A 17,085-nucleotide genomic window follows, 5' to 3' on the forward strand; every position below is an offset into this window, starting at 1 on the left:
GGTCCAGGCCGGTCCTGTGCCCGAAGCGATCGCGTCGCGCTCGCCCACCGCGCTCGCCCTCCGGCGCGGCCTGCGTCACGGCGGCTTCATGATCGGCGCGATGATCCTCGGCGGGATCGTCCTCGCGGCCCTGGCCGCGCCCCTGATCGCCCCGCACGACCCCTATGCCCAGGACGTCTCGCGCCGCCTGATCCCGCCGATCTGGAACGCGAAGGGGACGTGGGACCACATCCTCGGCACCGACAAGCTGGGGCGCGACTATCTCAGCCGCCTGATCTACGGCAGCCAGATCTCCCTCCTCATCGGGATCGCGGCGGCCTGCATCTCCGGCCTGATCGGCACTGTGCTCGGCATCTGCGCCGGCTATTTCGGCGGCAAGGTCGACGCGGTGGTGAGCTACATCGTCACCACGCGCCTCGCCATGCCGGTGGTGCTCGTGGCTTTGGCCATGGCCTCCCTGGTGGGCGGTTCGCTGAAGGTGGTGGTCCTGGTGCTGGGCCTGCTGCTGTGGGACCGTTTCGCCGTGGTGACGCGTGCCGCCACCCGCCAGATCCGCGACCAGGATTTCGTCGCGGCGGCCCGCGCCGCCGGCTTCTCGAACGCCCGGATCCTGTTCCAGGAGATCCTGCCCAACATCTTCAACGCGCTCATCGTCGTGGCGACCCTGGAGATGGCGCACGCGATCCTGCTGGAAGCGGCCCTGTCGTTCCTCGGCCTCGGCGTCCAGCCGCCCCTGCCCTCCTGGGGGCTGATGATCGCCGAGGGCAAGCCGTACATGTTCTTCCAGCCCTGGGTCATCACCATCCCGGGCGTCGCCCTCCTCGTCCTCGTTCTCGCCATCAACCTCCTGGGCGACGGATTGCGCGACGTCACGGCACCCGAGGGGCGGCGCTGAGCGCTCCCCTCGGCTCCCATTCTCACCCGACACAGAGTGGATCCATGTCCCGACACGATGCGATCGCGCACGCCGCGCGCCACTACGACGGAGGCGGTTTCCGCGCCGTCCTGCAGGATGCCGTCGCCCGCCCCACCGAGAGCCAGACCACCGGGCAATTGCCGGCGCTCGAGGCCTACCTGTCCGACTTCCTCATGCCCGCCATCGCGCCTCTGGGCTTCACCGGCCGCATCCTCGACAATCCCGACGGCGAGCACGGCCCCTTCCTCATCGCCGAGCGGCACGAGGGCGACGACCTGCCCACCGTGCTGATCTACGGCCACGGCGACACCGTGCGCGGCTACCCCGAACAATGGCGCGCCGGCCTCGACCCGTGGGCGATCGTCGTCGAGGGCGACCGCTGGTACGGTCGCGGCACCGCCGACAACAAGGGCCAGCACATCATCAATCTCGGAGCGCTCGAGGCGGTGATGGCGGCGAGAGGCGGACGCCTCGGCTTCAACACCAAGCTTCTCATCGAAATGGGCGAGGAATCCGGTTCGCCGGGTCTGCGCGACCTGTGCCGGGCCGAGGCGCGCGCCCTCGCCGCCGACGTGCTCATCGCCTCGGACGGGCCACGGGTGAGCGCGGAACGCCCCACGCTCTTCCTCGGCTCGCGCGGCGGCTACACGTTCGAACTCATCGTGAACCTGCGTGAGGGCAGCCACCATTCGGGCAATTGGGGCGGCCTGCTGCGCAACCCCGGCACGGTTCTGGCCAACGCCATCGCGACCCTGGTCGACAGGCGCGGCAAGATCCTCCTCGGTGCCCTGCGGCCGCCCGCGATCCCCGAGGGCGTGCGCGCCGCGCTCGCCGACATCGCGGTGGGCACCGACCCCACCGCGCCGAGGATCGACGAGGAATGGGGCGAGCCCGGCCTCACGGCGGCCGAGCGCGTCTTCGGCTGGAACACCCTCGAAGTCCTGGCCTTCAAGACCGGCGACCCCGACGGCCCGCTGAACGCGGTGCCGCCCCACGCCAAGGCGACGCTGCAGCTGCGCTTCGTCGTCGGCACCGACTGGGAGGGCCTGATCCCGGCCGTGCGCGCGCATCTCGATGCGAAGGGCTTTCCCATGGTCGAGGTGCGGGCGGCCCGCTCCGAAGTGTTCCGTGCCACCCGCCTGCCCGTGGAGGATCCCTGGGTCGGCTGGGCGCTGGCCTCCATCGAAGCCAGCACGGGCAAGCGCCCGGCCCTGCTGCCCAATCTCGGCGGTTCGCTGCCCAACGACGCCTTCTCCGAGATCCTCGGCCTGCCGACCCTGTGGGTGCCGCATTCCTACCCGGCCTGCCTCCAGCACGGTCCGGACGAGCACCTGCTCGGGCCGATGAGCCGCGAGGCGCTGATGCTGATGGCCGGCCTGTTCTGGGATCTCGGGGAGACCGGACCCGGCATCCTGGGCCAGCGCGACGCCAAACGGGAGACCTGAACCATGAGCGAGCCTGTCGTCAGCATCCGCAACCTCACCCTGGCCCTGCCCAAGGGAGCGGACCGGCCGCATGCGGTGGAGGATCTCTCCCTCGATCTGATGCCGGGCAAGATCCTCTGCGTCGTCGGCGAATCGGGCTCGGGCAAATCCATGAGCGCCTATGCGCTCACCGGCCTGCTGCCGCGCGCCCTGACCCCCGTCGGCGGCAGCATCCTCTTCGAGGGGCGCGATCTCCTCACCCTCGGCGAGCGCGACTGGCGTGCCTTGCGCGGTCGCCGCATCGCCATGGTGTTCCAGGAGCCGATGACGGCGCTCAACCCGGTCATGCGGATCGGCGACCAGATCGCCGAGATGTTCGAGGCGCACGGCCTCCTCACCAAGGCCGAGCGGCGGGCCAAGGCCATCGCGCTCGCCACCGAGGTCGGCCTGCCCGATCCGGCGCAGATCGTGCGCGCCTATCCGCATCAGCTGTCGGGCGGACAGCGCCAGCGCGCGATGATCGCCATGGCCCTGGCCCTCGAGCCCTCGATCCTCGTCGCCGACGAGCCGACCACGGCGCTGGACGTCACCACCCAGGCGCAGATCCTGAAGCTCGTCCGCGACCTGCAGCGGCGGCGGGGCATGAGCGTCCTGTTCATCACCCACGATTTCGGCGTCGTCGCGGACATCGCCGACCATGTGGCGGTGCTCCAGCGCGGCAAGCTGGTGGAATCGGGCTCCGCCGACGAGGTCCTGAGGAACCCGCAGCATCCCTACACCAAGGCGCTGCTGGCGGCGGTGCCGAGCATCGTGCCGCCGGAGCGCGCATCACGGGAGGGCGCGCCCATCGCCCTTTCGGCCATCGGCTTGACGAAAACCTACACGTCGCGTCGTGGCCTGTTCGGGCCGCCGCGCATCGTCCACGCGGTCAAGGAGGTGGCGTTCGACGTCCGGCGCGGCGAGACCCTGGGGCTCGTGGGCGAATCGGGCTCGGGCAAATCCACCACGGCGCGCCTCGCCATCCGGCTCATCGACCCGGACCGGGGCACCGTCCGCCTCGGCGCGCTGGATTACACGGCTTTGGGGCCGCGGGCGCTCCGCGCCGAGCGCAAGCGCATCCAGATGATCTTCCAGGACCCCTTCGCCTCCCTCAATCCGCGCCGGACCGTGGAGCAGATCATCACCGCCGGGCCGATCGCCCATGGCACGCCCGTCCGCGAGGCAAGGGAGCGGGCGCGGGAACTCCTCGATCTCGTCGGCCTGTCGCCCGGCGCCGCCGAGCGATATCCGAACGCCTTCTCCGGCGGCCAGCGCCAGCGCATCGGCATCGCACGGGCGCTCGCCATGGAGCCCGACGTGCTGGTCGCCGACGAGGCCGTCTCGGCCCTCGACGTGTCGGTCCAGGCCCAGGTGCTCGACCTTCTCGAGGATCTGAAGCAGCGCCTGAACCTCGCGATGCTGTTCATCACCCACGACCTGCGGGTCGCGGCCAAGATCTGCGACAGGATCGCGGTGATGCATCGCGGCGAGATCGTGGAACAGCGGCCGACCGCCGACCTGTTCCGCCGGCCGGACCATTTCTACACGCGGGATCTGCTCTCGGCCGTGCCGGGATTGCAGATGGAGCGGGCCTGACGCGCGAGCTGTGTTACTTGCGCCAGGCGTCGATCAAAGAGGTTACCGGGTCGACCACGTAGGACAGGAGCGAGGTGGCCCAGCCCCTGGCCCTCGCGCCGATCGATGCCTTGCCCTGCCGACGGGCCTCGGCCTCGGCCGCCTGGGCCACCAGCATCGCCGAGACGTAACTGTTCTCCAGGGTCTTGCACTCGGCCAAAGCGGCCTTCTGCGCGGCATGGGTCGGCAGGCCGGCGGGTTGCCCGGAAAAGGCCTGCCGCACGCATTTGTGCCAGCGCCGCTCCAGGAGATCGAGATCGGCGCCTGCTGCCGGCGCCTCCTGAGCCATCGCCTCCTGAGCAAAGGCTCCCGCCGATGCCGCGAGGCCCGCCACGAAGGCAGCCGCCATCAGGGCCTGAGTCGCTGCCCGGCGGCCCGGTCGAGGATACGTCGTCGTCCGAGGCTCGCTAGCGGGCAAGGGCCCGCGTCTCGTCAAGGACGGCTTCCACCGCGGCGATCGCATTTTCCAGCTCCGCGATGCGGCGCAGCGTGCTGTCGGCCGGCATCGTTTCATGCTCCGCCGCTTCCAGGATCAGGGCGCGCTGACGAGCTTTGAGACGGTCCAGGAGAGATTCGAGCTTAAGCATGAACCGCACTTAACCGCGTGTTGCGCGATGGACAACATTTGTTTGCACCAAAATTGACGCTCTGTTGGTGGGGAATGACCCTGAAACACAAGATTCCACCGGAGTGTGGCCAAGATGAAATAGCGCCTGCGTACTTCACCTCCGCCCCGTGCTGTCCGGCGAGGACGGCTAAGGTCGCGTGCTGAACCTTTCCCACGGCCGCGGGTTCACAAAGCCTCGAGGCAATCTCCACCCCGGAAACCGTGATCATGTCGAAGACGATGTCCGCCGACTTCAAGAGCCGCCGCGATGCCGAGACCGCAGTCGAGCACATCGTCCAGGAACACGGGATCGACCGGAGCGCCGTGACCATCGCCCCCGCCGGCGACGACAACACCGCCGGGACCGAGGCGGCGCGTGCCGATATCGAGGATGGCCGCCTGAAGGAAGGCACCGAGGGCGAGCCCGCCCTGGAGGGCGAGATCCGCGTCACCGTCGCGTTCGACGACGGGCTGACCGAGAAGGTGATGACGTCGTTCGAGACCTATGGCGGACGCGCGATCGACGCCGTCTGATCCGGCTCGACGATCAGCGCTGTGACGGCTCGGCCCGACCGGAATCGGGCGGGAGGCCGGCGGTGAGCCAGAGCTTGAGGGCGTCGAAGGTCCAACGGGCGCCCTCGATCACGTGATGCGGTGGGCTTTCCTCGCCGGACCGGTCGAGGAAGGTTCGAAACGAGGCCCACATCGCCCCCGTGTCCCGCTTGCCGTAGCCTTCGTAATAGGCGCACCCGCCCGATGCGATCTCCGCCCCGAGGCTGCGGTGAAGGTGATGGGCGATGACCTGCCCGCCCAGGGTCGAGCCCTCCGTGACGTAGAGCGCGCCGAGAAGGGCGGGGCGCGTGTGGAAGGCGGTGCCCGCCGCAAAGCGCGGCAGCGCCTCGATCGTGTCCTTCGTCAGTCCGAAATGGACGAGATCGCGTTCCAGCAGGTGCAGCTTGCCGCGCGGCTGCGCGAAGGCAGGTTCGAAGCTCGCGGCGATTGCGGGCTCGAAGACCCGGTGGAACCCCCACCAGCGGGTGAGGAGAGCGAGGTATCCCTCCCGCGTCGCCATCCGCCGCCGCCAGTCGAGCCGGTGTTCCAGATCCTCGTGACGGTCACGCGTCTCCTCCCGCAGCCGTTCGCTCAATGACGGGGCCGCGGACGCATGGGCAGCGCCGCTCACGGCAGGCCGGCCGGCTCGGGCGCGCCGATCGGGGCGGTCATGATCACCCTCAGCCCCGGGTGATTGTTGGTGTTCTCGATGGTGCCACCGAGGCGGTCGACCATGGCGTTGAGCATCCGCGTCCCGAATCCGTTCCGCGTGCCGGTCTTGCCCTGGCCCTGATCGGCGACGATCAGGCGGAAGCGGTTGCGATGCTGTTCGAGGCTGATGGCGATCGGCCCGACGGCACCGGCATAGGCGTATTTGTTGGCGTTGATGACGAGCTCGGTCAGGATCAGCCCGATGCTCACGGCGGCATCGGTGGGAATGGTCACGGGGGCGAAATCGGTACTGAACTGATCCGTCCAGTCGGGTCCCATCGACGATTTCATCTCCGTGACGAGATCCTCGAGGTAGCGCGCGAGATCGATCATCTCGACATTGTCGTCGCTGTAGAGCCGCCGGTGGACCAGGGCCACGGCGGACAGACGGCGCTGCGCTTCGCCCAGGGACTTGCTGAGATCCGCGTTGCCCTCCGCCCTCGCCTGCAGGGACAGGAAGGCGGAGACGAGCTGAAGGCTGTTCTGGACGCGGTGGTTCACTTCCTTGATCAGGTAGTCCTTCTGGACCAGCAGGCTTTCCTTGTCCGCCACGGTGGCGCCGAGTTCGCGGTTGAGCTCGCGGATGCGCCGGGTCTGGCGCGCCTCGTACAATTCGCGGACGATGCGCTGCGCCGCCTCGATCTCGGGAAGGGTCCAGGGTTTGGCATGGCCGTGGACCTCCTCGGTCCAGGCCTCGAAGGAGGCGCGGGGGCTCAGGGTGTCGCCGACGGCGACGGCGGCCTTGTGCGGGTTGCCCGCCCAGTTCACGAGTTCGATCTGCTCGGCCCGGAACCACATCAGGATGATCGGCTCATCCCCCGACAGGACCACGGCGAGGAGACCGCTCGCCAGGGCGCGATAGGCGTCGGCACGCGGGAACCGCTTGCTGAGGGCGTGGGTGTGGAGGGCCTGCGCGCCGCCCACCGTTCGGACCCAGGCGGCGATCTCGCGCAGGTCGGCCTCGTCGGCGCAGCGTCCGGTCCGGTGGAGATCCCTGCCCTGCAGGAGCGCGAAGCCATCGGCCCCGAGCATGCGGCGCAGGTCCTCGCTCGTCTCGATGAGGATGTCCGAGAGGGGCGCTTCGCCCAGGACCTTTCCGGAGACCACGTCCTCGGCGCTGCGCAGCTGGAGCCGCTCGCGGTAATCCTCGGCTTCCTCCCGCGACCTGATCTGGCGCGCGACGCTCCCCGCCAGGGCCTGGCAGGCCATCCGCTGTCCGAAGGCGAGGGTGCGGGGCGTGCGGTGGTGGCAGGCGACGAGCCCCCACAGGATGCCGTCCTTGACGATGGAGATCGAGGCCGAGGCCGCCACGTCCATGTTGCGCAGATATTGAAGGTGGATCGGCGAGACGCTGCGCAGGTCGACATCGCTGAGGTCGAGCCGGGACAGCTCCTTCGGCCGGATCGGCTGCGGCACATAGGCGACGTCGGGGATCACCCGGACGCGGTTGCGGATGTAGAGCGCGCGGGCCTGTTTCGGGATGTCGGAGGCCGGGAAGTGGTGGTGCAGGAAACTGCCGAGTTCGGTGACCCGGCTCTCCGCGATGACCACACCCGCATCGTCGTCGAGGAAGCGATAGACCATCACCCGGTCGAACCCGGTGACCTCACGGAACGACGTCGCCGCCCGTTCACAGAGCGTCTTGAGGTCGGCGGCCCGCTCCAGCGCGCTCCCGGCACGGTCGAGCCAGCCGAGCAGGCTGGCGGCATCGGTCCATTGGGCGGCCTGCGGCTCGAGCTGCACCAGCCATTGGCCGTCCTGGAAGCGGGCGGTGGCATCCATCGCCGCGTGCAGGCCCTCGACCCGGCCGATCACGACGGTCTCGTCCTGCGGCGCGTCGACAAGGAGAGCGGCATGGGGCGCGCCGAGAAGTTCCGACAGCGTCCGGCCGGTCCATTCCGTGGCCAGCATTCCCTCGATGTCGCCGGCGCCGCCGACCACCCTCTGGTCTTCGGCGCCCGCGATCAGCAGAAGCCCGTGCGGCTGGATCGCCCCCGGGACATGGATCGGCTCTCGGTCGCAGACGGTCAGATCTGGGCCGAGATCCGAGACGTCACCGTCCTGGCGAGGATCCAGGGCCGGATCGACCGTCCGGGGGGCACTCAGTTGCGTCATACGTCCATTCTGTAGCGTCTGTAGGCCGTCGGAAACCTGAACGGCCAACCTCCCGCATCCCCCGAACCGCGTGTCCGAAAGACAATCCTTCTTGGGCGGCCGAGTAGGAGCCGATTCGCCGACCCCCATCCCGCCGTGTGGAGACACGATGCGGGAGGAAATCTGCCGCCCGTCGAAGGTGGGGCGAGGATTTATTTAGTGACTCTACGCAGCTTTGCCATATCGACGCCACACATAGTTTGCCGGTCTTATATGTGTACTTTCATACAAACAGAATTGTGTTGATCGAAGCTCGGCTGTACTGACGGGAGCGACTGTCCCGGATCGATTCCGCTCACGCCCCCATGAGCACCGACACATGGGCGGCGACCGAATCGCCGAGCCCCTTCAGGTCGTAGCCGCCCTCCAGCAGCGACACGATCCTGCCGTCGCAGGTGCGGTCGGCGATCTCCATCACCTTTGCCGTGGCCCAGGCGAAATCCTCGGCCTCCAGCATCAGGTTGGCCAGCGGGTCGCGCCAATGGGCGTCGAACCCGGCGGAGATGACGATGAGGTCGGGTTTGAACGCCTCGAGACGGGTGAGGATGCGGCTTCGCATCGCCTCCTTGAAGGCGTCGCCATCGGCGAAGGGCTTGAGCGGCGCGTTGACGATGGTGCCGTGCTCGCCCTCCTCGGACACCGCGCCGCTGCCGGGATAGAGCGGCATCTGGTGGGTGGAGCAGAACAGCACCGACGGGTCCGACCAGACGATGTCCTGCGTGCCGTTGCCGTGATGCACGTCCCAATCGACGATGGCCACGCGCTCCGCCCCGTGGACTTTCCTGGCGTGAAGGGCGGCGATCGCCGCGTTGTTGAAGACGCAGAAACCCATCGCCTTGGTGCGTTCCGCGTGATGCCCCGGTGGCCGCATGGCCGAGAAGGCGTTGCGGGCGGCACCCGTCATCACGAGGTCGACGCTCTGCACCGCCGCGCCGACACCGCGCAGGACGCAATCCATCGTTCCCGGCGAGAGCACCGTGTCCGAATCGAGATGGGCAAGCCCCTCGCTCGGCACCGAGCGGAGGATGGCGCGGACCCATTCCTCGGGATGGGCGAGGAACACCGATTCGAGGGCTGCGGCGTCCGGCGAGCGACGGTCGAGGCCGGAGAAGTCCGCCGTCCCGAGGGCCTCCCGGACCGCCTTCATGCGCTCCGGCCGCTCGGGATGTCCGTGCGGCGTGCGATGCTCGAACGCGGCCGCATGATGGAACAGGACGGTCATCGACATCTCCCCTCGTCAATCTGGCATTGGGTATACCAGCTTGAACGAGGGAAGACAGGAGCGCGGATCAGGCTCGCAGGCGCCGGAGGGCCTCGGCGTGGAGGCCGGCATTGGCCGCGGCCACGACCCGTCCGTCGAAGGCGGGCGTCAGGGGGCGACCGTCCCAGTCTGTCATCACGCCGCCCGCCCCTTCCACCACCGGCACGAGGGCCATGACGTCGTAGACCTGGAGCCCGGCTTCCACCACGAGATCGCAATGACCGCTGGCGAGGAGGCCGTAGGCGTAGCAATCGCCGCCGAAGCGGCGCAGGCCCACCGCTCCGCTGAGCCGTGCGAAGGCCTCCGCATCCGCGCCCACGAAGATGTCCGGGGAGGTGGCGAACAGGCGGGCCTCGGGAAGGTGCCTGTCGCTCGTCCGGGCGGGCAGAGCGCCGAACCACGCCGCGTCGCCGGTGCCGCACCAGCGTTCCCCGAGCGCCGGCATGTCGATGACGCCGACGATGGGCCGCCCCTCCGAGACCAGGGCGATGAGCGTGCCGAAGAGCGGCATGCCGGTGATGAAGCTCTTGGTCCCGTCGATCGGGTCGATCACCCAGGTGAGCGGCCGCTCGAAGTCCCCGCCCTCCTCCTCGCCGAGGATGCCGTGGTCGGGATAGACGCTGCGGATTTCGGCGCGCAGCAGGGATTCGATGGCGCGGTCGGCGGCGGTGACCGGGCTCGCATCGGCCTTGGCTTCCACCGGCAGTTCGGTGCGGAAATAGTGCCGGGCGAGGGGGGCGGCGAAATCGGCGAGGCGATGGGCGAAGGCGAGGACATCCACCTTCGTCGCCCCGTCCCCGGACGGGATCGCCAATGCGTCCACGCCCATCACAGGCGCCTCAGCCAGAGCGGCCAGTCGGGGTGATGGAACAGGGTGCGGGCCCGCATGTGCTTCCAGGTTCCGTATTTGTAATAGTCGAAATCGAGCGTGGAGACGGCCTCCTGGATCATCGCCCAGGTCGCCCATTTGAGATCGCCCAGCGCCTTCAGCACCGCGACCCGCGCGTCGATTGCGGGCGTCCAACGGCCGAAATAGGCCTCGATCATCTCGCGCTCGATGATGTCGGGGAACGCCATCTCGTCGAACCAGAGGGCGAGCTCGTAGGCGCGCTCGTTGTTGGAGGCGTATTCGAAGTCGACCAGCAGGACCGTGTCGGCCGCGTCGATCATGAAGTTGCCGGCCAGCGTATCGTTCATGCACGGCACGAGATCGAGGCCGGAGGCCGTCATGGCCGCCTTCGCCTCGGCCACGCAGCGCATCAGATGGGCCTGGTCGGCGGGGAGCCGGCCGCCCACCTCCGCCACCTGCTCCACATGCTCCTCGATCATCGCGAAGATCGTCTTCGTCAGCCCGAGCGGCGGGGAATCGTTGAAGGCCTTCAAAGCCTTCACGGCGTTATGGCGCACGGTGGGGCGCAGGAAGTCGAGGTTCGAGGAAGCACGGTAGCCCTCGACGAAGGCGAAGATCTCGACGCCGGCCTCGGGCAGGTAGTCGATCACCTCGACGCCGTAGCCGCAGGCATGGGCGCGGCGGCTGGCTTCGTTGGCGTGGTCGCGGGTGATGAACATCTCCGTGCCGCGACCGGGCATCTTCACGAAGACATCCCGCGCGTCCCCGATGGCGACGTGCCAGTTGGTGTTGCTGATGCCACCCGCCACCGGCCGGTAGCGCATCGGCCGGCCCTGCCAGGAGGCGATGCCGGCCAGCACGCCCTCCAGGGCGCGCTCGCCCTCGCTGATGCCGTCGCCCAAGCCTGTCCAGCTCATCGCCGTTCGGTGCCCCCCGTCTTGAGTGATCGAGTCACAGCCGGCGCAGCCAGCTTTCGAAGTCACGTGCGCCCATGGTCGTGCGCGCGTGCAGGAGCCGCCAGGTTCCGTATTTGTAGAACTCGATCCCGCTGCGCGCCGAGGTGACCGCGCGGGTGACGCCCCAGAGGCCGCCCATCACGTCGTCGACCGCGCCGTAGAGGCGGCAGCGGTTGTAGAGGCGCTCGTCGAACCGGCCTGCATAATGCTCCACCGCCTCGCGCCGCTCGGGCTCGAAGGCGCAGGCCTCGTTGAGGAGGGCGCCGACGTCGAACCAGGGGTCGTTGTCGCCGGCGAGGTCGAAATCGACGAGACGGATCTCGCCCTCCCCGATCATGACGTTCGAGGCGATGCCGTCATTGTGGCAGAAGGCGAGGTCGATCCCCGACGCATGGATGGCCTCGCGCACGAGCGCCATCGTCGCCACCAGCCGGTCGGTCCCGTCGGGAAGCGGCGCGTCGGCGGCGCGGGCTTCGGCCGCGAGGCTCTCGATCCGCCCGAAGGGGCAGATTCGATGGCCGAGACGACCGTCACCATGGAGCCGCTTCTTGGCGTCCAGCACCTCGGCCAGGACCGCCCCGTCCTGAAGGTCGCCGACGCGGGCATAGCGCCAGGGCTCGGGCAGGTAGGCGAGGCCGAGCGCCCCGTCCACCTCGTGGACCACCTCCGGGGCGATTCCGAGATGTGCGGCCTTGCGGGCCGCCTGCCCGGCCACGGGCGTCACGTCGCCCACCATGTCGGCGTGGCGGAGCTTGAGGAAGACCGGCTCACCCTCGCGGAACGTGACCAGGACGCAATCCGATGCCACGGCCCGGTGGGTCGGGGACGCCACCGGCGCTGCGGCCAGCCCATAGCGAGGCTGGCGCGCGATCCAGTCCGGCCGCGTGGCGATGACGGCCTCCACGCGGTGGTCGAAGGCGGTACCGGCCTCGCCGTAGGCTATCATCGCTCCCCTCCGAACGCGTCGTTCGGCCGCCTGACGAGCAAGGCCCGTTCCGGAGATCCGCCGGCGCGGCACAGGCGCCATGCGGCGCGCAAGGCCACCGAAAGCCCGGCTTCGAGATCGGCCGGCCGCGTCAGCTCGGCCTCGTTATGCGCGATGCCCCCGACGCTGGGGACGAAGACGATGCCGGTGGGGCATTGGCCGAGCAGGCTGATCGCGTCGTGGCCGGCCACCGTATCCATGCGCAGCGACCGCAGGGAGGTCTCCTCGGCACAGGCGGCGACGAGATCGCACACGGCCTCCGGCAGGCTGCGGATCGGCCGCAGCGTCCGGCCGGGGATCGCCGCGACGACGCCTGCGCGCTCCGCCGCTTCCGTGATCGCCGCCTCCGCCATGAGGGCCGCATCGGTGAGGAGGGCATTGTCGGCCGAGCGCAGTTCCACGCTCAGTTCCACCCGCGCGGGCACCACGTTGGGGGAATTGGGCTCCACCAGGATGCGGCCGACGGAGGAATGGAAGCGGCCGGGCCAGCGCTCGGCGATCTCCCTCACCTCGGCGATGAGATAGGCGGCGGCGAGCAGCGCGTCGCGCCGGCGCGGCATCGGGGTCGGGCCGGTATGGGCCTGCTCGCCGGTGAAGACCACGTCGATCTTGGCCGCCCCCCAGTTGCGGGTGACGATGCCGATGCTCGCCTTGGCCTTCTCCAGGACGAGGCCCTGCTCCACGTGGAGTTCGAGATAGCAGGCCGGGAGCGGCGGCGGCCGGTCCGTGCCGAGGAACCCGATCCCGTCCAGGGCCTCCCGAAGGGTGATCCCGGCATCGTCGCGGCTGGACAAAGCCTCCTCGATCCGGCGCGCGCCCGCATAGGCGCCGCTTCCGAGGAGGCTCGGCCGGAAGCGCGCGCCCTCCTCGCCGGTCCAGTTCACCGCGCAGAAATCCGCCCCGAAGGTCTCGCCAGCGCGCCGCGCCCGCATCAGGGCGGCGCCGATGGCGGCGGCCGCGACCACGCCGTAGGTCCCGTCGAAGCGGCCGGCCTTGGGCTGGCTGTCGAGATGGGAGCCCAGCATCACCAGGGGGGCGCCCGGACCGTCCGCGAGGGGGAAGATGGCGAACTGGTTGCCGACCCCGTCCACGAGGATGTCGGCCCCCGCCTCCCGGGCGGAATTGGCGAAGAGGCGACGGGCCTGCCCGTCCTCGGCCGAGGCGCAGAGCCGGGTGATGCCGCCGCCCGGCGTCGCCCCGCAGGCGGAGATCTCCGCGAAGAGCGCGTGGAACGCGCGCGCCGTCGCTGCCGCGTCAGGAGCTGATGAGATCGATGTCATGCTGGGTGAAATGATCCAGGAACGGCTGCGGCGGCGGCCGGTCGGTGACGAGGGTGAGCCGTTCCGAGAGCCCGAAGGTGCAGAGGTTCGCCTGACGCCCGAACTTGCGGGAATCGGCCAGAAGCACGCTCTGGCGCGCCTGGCCCCGCAGCACCTTCCGCAGGGCGGATTCGTGCTCCTCGTAATCCATCCAGCCATGGGTGAGGTCGCAGGCCGCGATACCCATGAAGGCGATGTCGAAATAGAACCGCTGCGCGTAGGCCACCGTCTCGTAGCCCACCAGGGCGTTGTCCCGCGCCCGCAGCATCCCCGGCGTCAGGTTCACCCGCGCGGGGCCGCTGCCGAGATGGAGCGCCACGTCGATGGAATTCGTCGTCACCGTGAGGTTGCGGCCGCTGAGGCGGCGGGCGAAAGCGAGCGTCGTGGTGCCGGTATCGACGAAGATCGACATCCCGTCGCGGATCAGCCCCTCGGCATTGGCTGCCACCTTCGCCTTCTCGCGCGGGTTGGTCTTGCCCCGCTCCTGGAGCGGCCGGTCCTGGTCCAGGCGGGGTGGCACCGCGCCCCCGTGGATCCGCCGCAGGACGCCGCGCTCCTCCAGCACCTTGAGGTCGCGCCGGATGGTCTCCTCGGAGACCCGCAGATAAGCGGCCACGTCGGAGACGCCGACCCGCCCCGTCCCGTTCAGACGGGACAGGATCTCTTGGTAGCGGTGGTCGGTCAGCATCGGCGTCGGCGTCTCCCCAATCCGCCGAAGAGTAGCGATTTTGGTGAGCCGAGGCCGCAGGAAAACACGTGTCCCACAGGGTGTTTCCCACGGAGATTGCAATCGCGTCGCTCGTGCTGGGGGAAGCCGCCAGCGATGCCGGTTTCCGGAACCCTCCGGCGATCGGGAGCCGCGCTGGAGCCGGATGGGCGGGATCGGGCAGATCCAACGCGGCGGCCTGTCCTGTCCGATTGATCATGCCGCCAGAATCACGCTGCCTGAGCCGAGATGACGAGGGATGCCGGCGTCGCTTTCCATGACGACACGTGACGGCCGGACCTCAGCGGAAAGGTCCCCGGCGCAGGTCGCCTGTCAATCTGATTCTGACCGAAATGTGGGATTTATGAGTATTTGCCTGAATTTTCCGCCTTATGCCATCTGTGGGATCACACATGCCCGTTTCCGTGCCCGGTTTGTCCGTCCGGCTCCCGCAGGTCCGCTGCGTCAGGCTTCTTGAGCCTGCTTCTTCTGGTTGAATATCAATCGTTTAGCGTCGAGAACACAATCTGCCGGTGTCGTGCAAAGAATTCGGGTGAGAAATGGAACTTTTCTCGAGTGCGCTCCCCGTTGTGGCACTGGCCTTGCGGAACCCTCCCAATCTCACAATTCCCCGCGCCTGGGCTCCTCCGACGAGCACGAGACCCGAAAGGCGCGGGGAACAGCAGCAGGGGGACGTTCGACGATGCCGAGAGACGCGACAGAGAAACCCGCGAGCGCCGCCGTCGCGCGCTCCGCTCGCCGCACCGGGCTTCCGGTTCTCCTGGGCGGTGCGTTCCTCGCCGCGGGCATGCTGTCCGCCGAGGCTCAGACCGCCTCGCCCGTCGGCGAGCTCAACGCCCAGACGCAGCCGCGCACCGACCGGGACATCGCCTCGAAACCCGCCGATCCCGTGCGCACCGGGCCGCTTGCGCCCTGGGCCACCGACATGGCGGCGCGGGGACTGACCTTCGACGTCAACATCTACGATTTCTACCAGGCCAATCCGAGCGCCGGCCTGCGCACGGGCGAGCAATCGAACGCCGCCTATTTCGTGCTCAGCATGACGGCCGACATGCAGAAGCTCGCCGGCATCGCCGGTGGCTCGATCAACTTCACCCAGACCTTCTTCGGCCTCGTGCGCAACCTCAACATGGCCGGCGACATCGGCGACACCACGGTGGGCTACCAGCCGCCCTACACGCCCAACAGCACCCGCCTCTCGCTGCTGACCTATCAGCAGAAGCTCCTCGACGACCGCCTCGTGGTGGAGGTCGGCCGTACGCATCCCGACCGATATTACGGCCTGCCGCCGTGCAACTCGATCAATTCCTGCTTCCAGGACATGTTCTACTTCAATGCCGGCTTCACCTCGCCGCTCTTCGGCGTCTGGGGCGCCAACATCGCCTACAAGCTCTCGCCGACGACTTACATCCAGGCCGGCGCTTTCAGCGTGAACCCCAACACCAACGTCCTGTCGGGCTACGATTTCGGCTACGAGCGCCTGTCCGGCGCCGTCGTGATGACCGAGATCGGCCGCAAGACCGACTACACGATGGAGGCCTATCCCGGCCGCGTCTCGCTCACCGGCTTCTACAACACCGCCGACCACGACGATAACTTCAAGACCATCGCCGGCACGTCGAAGGGCCTCAATCCGGGCACTCCGTCGTTGCAGAAATCCGGCACGTCGGGCGTCGTCCTCACCGGCACGCAGACCCTGTGGCGGGCCGATGGCGGGCGTGACGCGAGCAACCCGCATCCCACCGCGATCTCGGCCTATACCGGCACCGGCTACGCCTTCGATCCGACGATCCCGATCCGCTTCAACTCCTTCGCCGGCCTGCTGCTGTCGGCGCCCGACCAGGGCCGTCCCAACGACACCTACGGCATCAAGGCCAACTGGCAGCGGCTGAACCAGAACTATGCCGACTTCCTGTCGGATGCGAACTTCATCTCGGGCGGCACCGGCGAGCCCTATTCGCGCGACAAGTTCGTGTTCGAGGTCAACGCCCATTTCGATCTCGGCGCGGGCGTCGTCCTCGAGCCGGTGGTCCAGTACGTCGTCAACCCGAATTCCTTCTACAACCCCTATACGGCCCGCCGCGCCAAGGACGGGTTCTACGGCGGCTTCACCCTCGTCGTTCCCCTCGGCACGCTGCTGGGCCTGGCGCCGGGCTGATTCATCCGTCCGAGACGCGGCACCGCGTCTCGCGACCGACGACAGGGCTACGGATCCGCCGCCGGTCTCGCAGATCGGCGGCGGATCCGTTCTCGTTTCGGGGCGGCTGCGCGCCGGAAGAAGGCAGGCGGGTCCGGGGCGGGTTGAACCACCGATCCCGTCGCGGCAGAAGGTCGGCATTGCGCGCATCGCGTCGTTCGGACGTCAGGTCCCGTCATGCTCGAAACGAACACGTCCCCGCCCGCGCCCGGCGCCGCAAACAGGACGGAACTGGTCTACGAGGTTCTCAAGGCCGACCTCGTCGAGGCGGGTCGCACGACGTTCCGGGCCCAGATGAGACGACCGCGCCTGCGCCTGTTCCTGATCGGCTGCGCGGCCATGATGGTGGTCTTCGGTTTCGCCCAGAACGACGTCGTCGGCTTCGTCAGCTGGGTCATCATCGTCTGCCTCGTCGCGCTCCTCCTGCCGCACGCGATCACCAGGGTACTGATCCCCTGGCAGGCCGGCATGACGGTGAGGCGGGACGAGCGGTTCCGGCATCCCTGGCGCGCGATCATCGCGCCGGAGGCCTTCACCATCGCCACCTCGCAGGGGGAGACGCGCTATCTCTGGAGCGCGTTCACCTCCCGCCTGTCCTCCCCGGACATGACGCTTCTCATGCTGGGTACGCGGGTGTTCGTGCCGATCCCCGGCCGGGTCCTCTCCCCCGACGACCTGGCGGCGATCGACGCCCATATGGCGGCATCGCGGCCGGCGCCCGCCGCCGCGTCGCCGGCCTGATCCGGGGGAGC

The 17,085-nt window shown here is 68.7% G+C and carries 16 protein-coding genes; 6 read left to right on the plus strand and 10 right to left on the minus strand.

Going from position 1 to position 17,085, the window contains the following annotated elements; genetic code table 11:
• The first annotated feature begins 16 nt into the window (after positions 1 to 16).
• From FV220_RS18785 to FV220_RS18795, 3 genes are read left to right on the plus strand one after another with little or no spacing between them, the layout of a single operon-like run.
• On the plus strand, positions 17 to 895 hold the full coding sequence (locus tag FV220_RS18785) for an ABC transporter permease (protein ID WP_147832860.1): 879 nt from the start codon (positions 17 to 19) through the stop codon (positions 893 to 895).
• A gap of 44 nt (positions 896 to 939) precedes the next feature.
• A complete protein-coding gene (locus FV220_RS18790) occupies positions 940 to 2,361 on the plus strand; it encodes a M20 family metallopeptidase (RefSeq protein WP_147832850.1) in 1,422 nt (473 codons plus the stop codon).
• A 3-nt stretch (positions 2,362 to 2,364) separates the two neighbouring features.
• Entirely contained in the window at positions 2,365 to 3,975 is a 1,611-nt protein-coding gene (locus FV220_RS18795) for an ABC transporter ATP-binding protein (protein ID WP_147832851.1), read from the plus strand.
• A gap of 13 nt (positions 3,976 to 3,988) precedes the next feature.
• On the opposite strand, the gene FV220_RS18800 is transcribed toward FV220_RS18795, so the two are convergent.
• Positions 3,989 to 4,363 (minus strand): hypothetical protein, encoded by a 375-nt coding sequence (locus FV220_RS18800; protein WP_147832852.1) that lies wholly within the window; start codon positions 4,361 to 4,363, stop codon positions 3,989 to 3,991.
• Between the two features lie 58 nt (positions 4,364 to 4,421).
• Positions 4,422 to 4,601 (minus strand): hypothetical protein, encoded by a 180-nt coding sequence (locus FV220_RS18805; RefSeq protein WP_056146803.1) that lies wholly within the window; start codon positions 4,599 to 4,601, stop codon positions 4,422 to 4,424.
• Between the two features lie 248 nt (positions 4,602 to 4,849).
• Here FV220_RS18805 and FV220_RS18810 point away from each other — a divergent pair, with 248 nt between their 5' ends.
• Positions 4,850 to 5,155, plus strand: coding sequence for a hypothetical protein (locus tag FV220_RS18810; protein ID WP_056146805.1), 306 nt, complete (start codon positions 4,850 to 4,852; stop codon positions 5,153 to 5,155).
• 13 nt (positions 5,156 to 5,168) lie between these two features.
• On the opposite strand, the gene FV220_RS18815 is transcribed toward FV220_RS18810, so the two are convergent.
• The 8 genes from FV220_RS18815 to FV220_RS18850 all read right to left on the minus strand — a co-directional run bounded on the left by FV220_RS18815 (position 5,169) and on the right by FV220_RS18850 (position 14,097).
• The gene (locus tag FV220_RS18815; protein ID WP_147832853.1) at positions 5,169 to 5,804 is read right to left on the minus strand and encodes a biliverdin-producing heme oxygenase; all 636 of its coding nucleotides are present in this window, start codon (positions 5,802 to 5,804) and stop codon (positions 5,169 to 5,171) included.
• Entirely contained in the window at positions 5,801 to 7,999 is a 2,199-nt protein-coding gene (locus tag FV220_RS18820; RefSeq protein ID WP_147832854.1) for a histidine kinase dimerization/phosphoacceptor domain -containing protein, read from the minus strand. The genes FV220_RS18815 and FV220_RS18820 overlap by 4 nt, the downstream gene beginning before the upstream one ends.
• Positions 8,000 to 8,333: 334 nt before the next feature.
• Positions 8,334 to 9,260, minus strand: coding sequence for a histone deacetylase family protein (locus tag FV220_RS18825; protein WP_147832855.1), 927 nt, complete (start codon positions 9,258 to 9,260; stop codon positions 8,334 to 8,336).
• A 67-nt stretch (positions 9,261 to 9,327) separates the two neighbouring features.
• Positions 9,328 to 10,128 carry an inositol monophosphatase family protein gene (locus FV220_RS18830; protein ID WP_187273460.1) on the minus strand — a complete coding sequence of 267 codons (801 nt, stop codon included), beginning with the start codon at positions 10,126 to 10,128 and terminating at the stop codon, positions 9,328 to 9,330.
• Entirely contained in the window at positions 10,128 to 11,066 is a 939-nt protein-coding gene (locus FV220_RS18835; RefSeq protein WP_147832856.1) for a phosphotransferase, read from the minus strand. The genes FV220_RS18830 and FV220_RS18835 overlap by 1 nt, the downstream gene beginning before the upstream one ends.
• A 34-nt stretch (positions 11,067 to 11,100) precedes the next feature.
• Complete coding sequence (locus tag FV220_RS18840; protein WP_147832857.1) at positions 11,101 to 12,051, minus strand: phosphotransferase; 951 nt, start codon at positions 12,049 to 12,051, stop codon at positions 11,101 to 11,103.
• Positions 12,048 to 13,370 carry a Zn-dependent hydrolase gene (locus FV220_RS18845; protein ID WP_147832858.1) on the minus strand — a complete coding sequence of 441 codons (1,323 nt, stop codon included), beginning with the start codon at positions 13,368 to 13,370 and terminating at the stop codon, positions 12,048 to 12,050. The genes FV220_RS18840 and FV220_RS18845 overlap by 4 nt, the downstream gene beginning before the upstream one ends.
• Entirely contained in the window at positions 13,345 to 14,097 is a 753-nt protein-coding gene (locus FV220_RS18850; RefSeq protein WP_147832859.1) for a DeoR/GlpR family DNA-binding transcription regulator, read from the minus strand. Before FV220_RS18850 ends, FV220_RS18845 begins: the two co-directional genes overlap by 26 nt.
• A 721-nt stretch (positions 14,098 to 14,818) precedes the next feature.
• Between FV220_RS18850 and FV220_RS18855 the strand changes: the two genes are divergently transcribed.
• Together FV220_RS18855 and FV220_RS18860 are read left to right on the plus strand one after the other, a co-directional pair.
• Positions 14,819 to 16,294, plus strand: a complete 1,476-nt coding sequence (locus FV220_RS18855) for a carbohydrate porin (protein ID WP_056146824.1) — start codon at positions 14,819 to 14,821, stop codon at positions 16,292 to 16,294.
• 216 nt (positions 16,295 to 16,510) lie between these two features.
• Positions 16,511 to 17,074, plus strand: a complete 564-nt coding sequence (locus FV220_RS18860) for a YcxB family protein (RefSeq protein ID WP_056146826.1) — start codon at positions 16,511 to 16,513, stop codon at positions 17,072 to 17,074.
• The last annotated feature ends 11 nt before the right edge of the window (positions 17,075 to 17,085 follow it).

The sequence above is a fragment of the Methylobacterium sp. WL19 genome, from assembly GCF_008040005.1.
Classification (GTDB): domain Bacteria; phylum Pseudomonadota; class Alphaproteobacteria; order Rhizobiales; family Beijerinckiaceae; genus Methylobacterium; species Methylobacterium bullatum.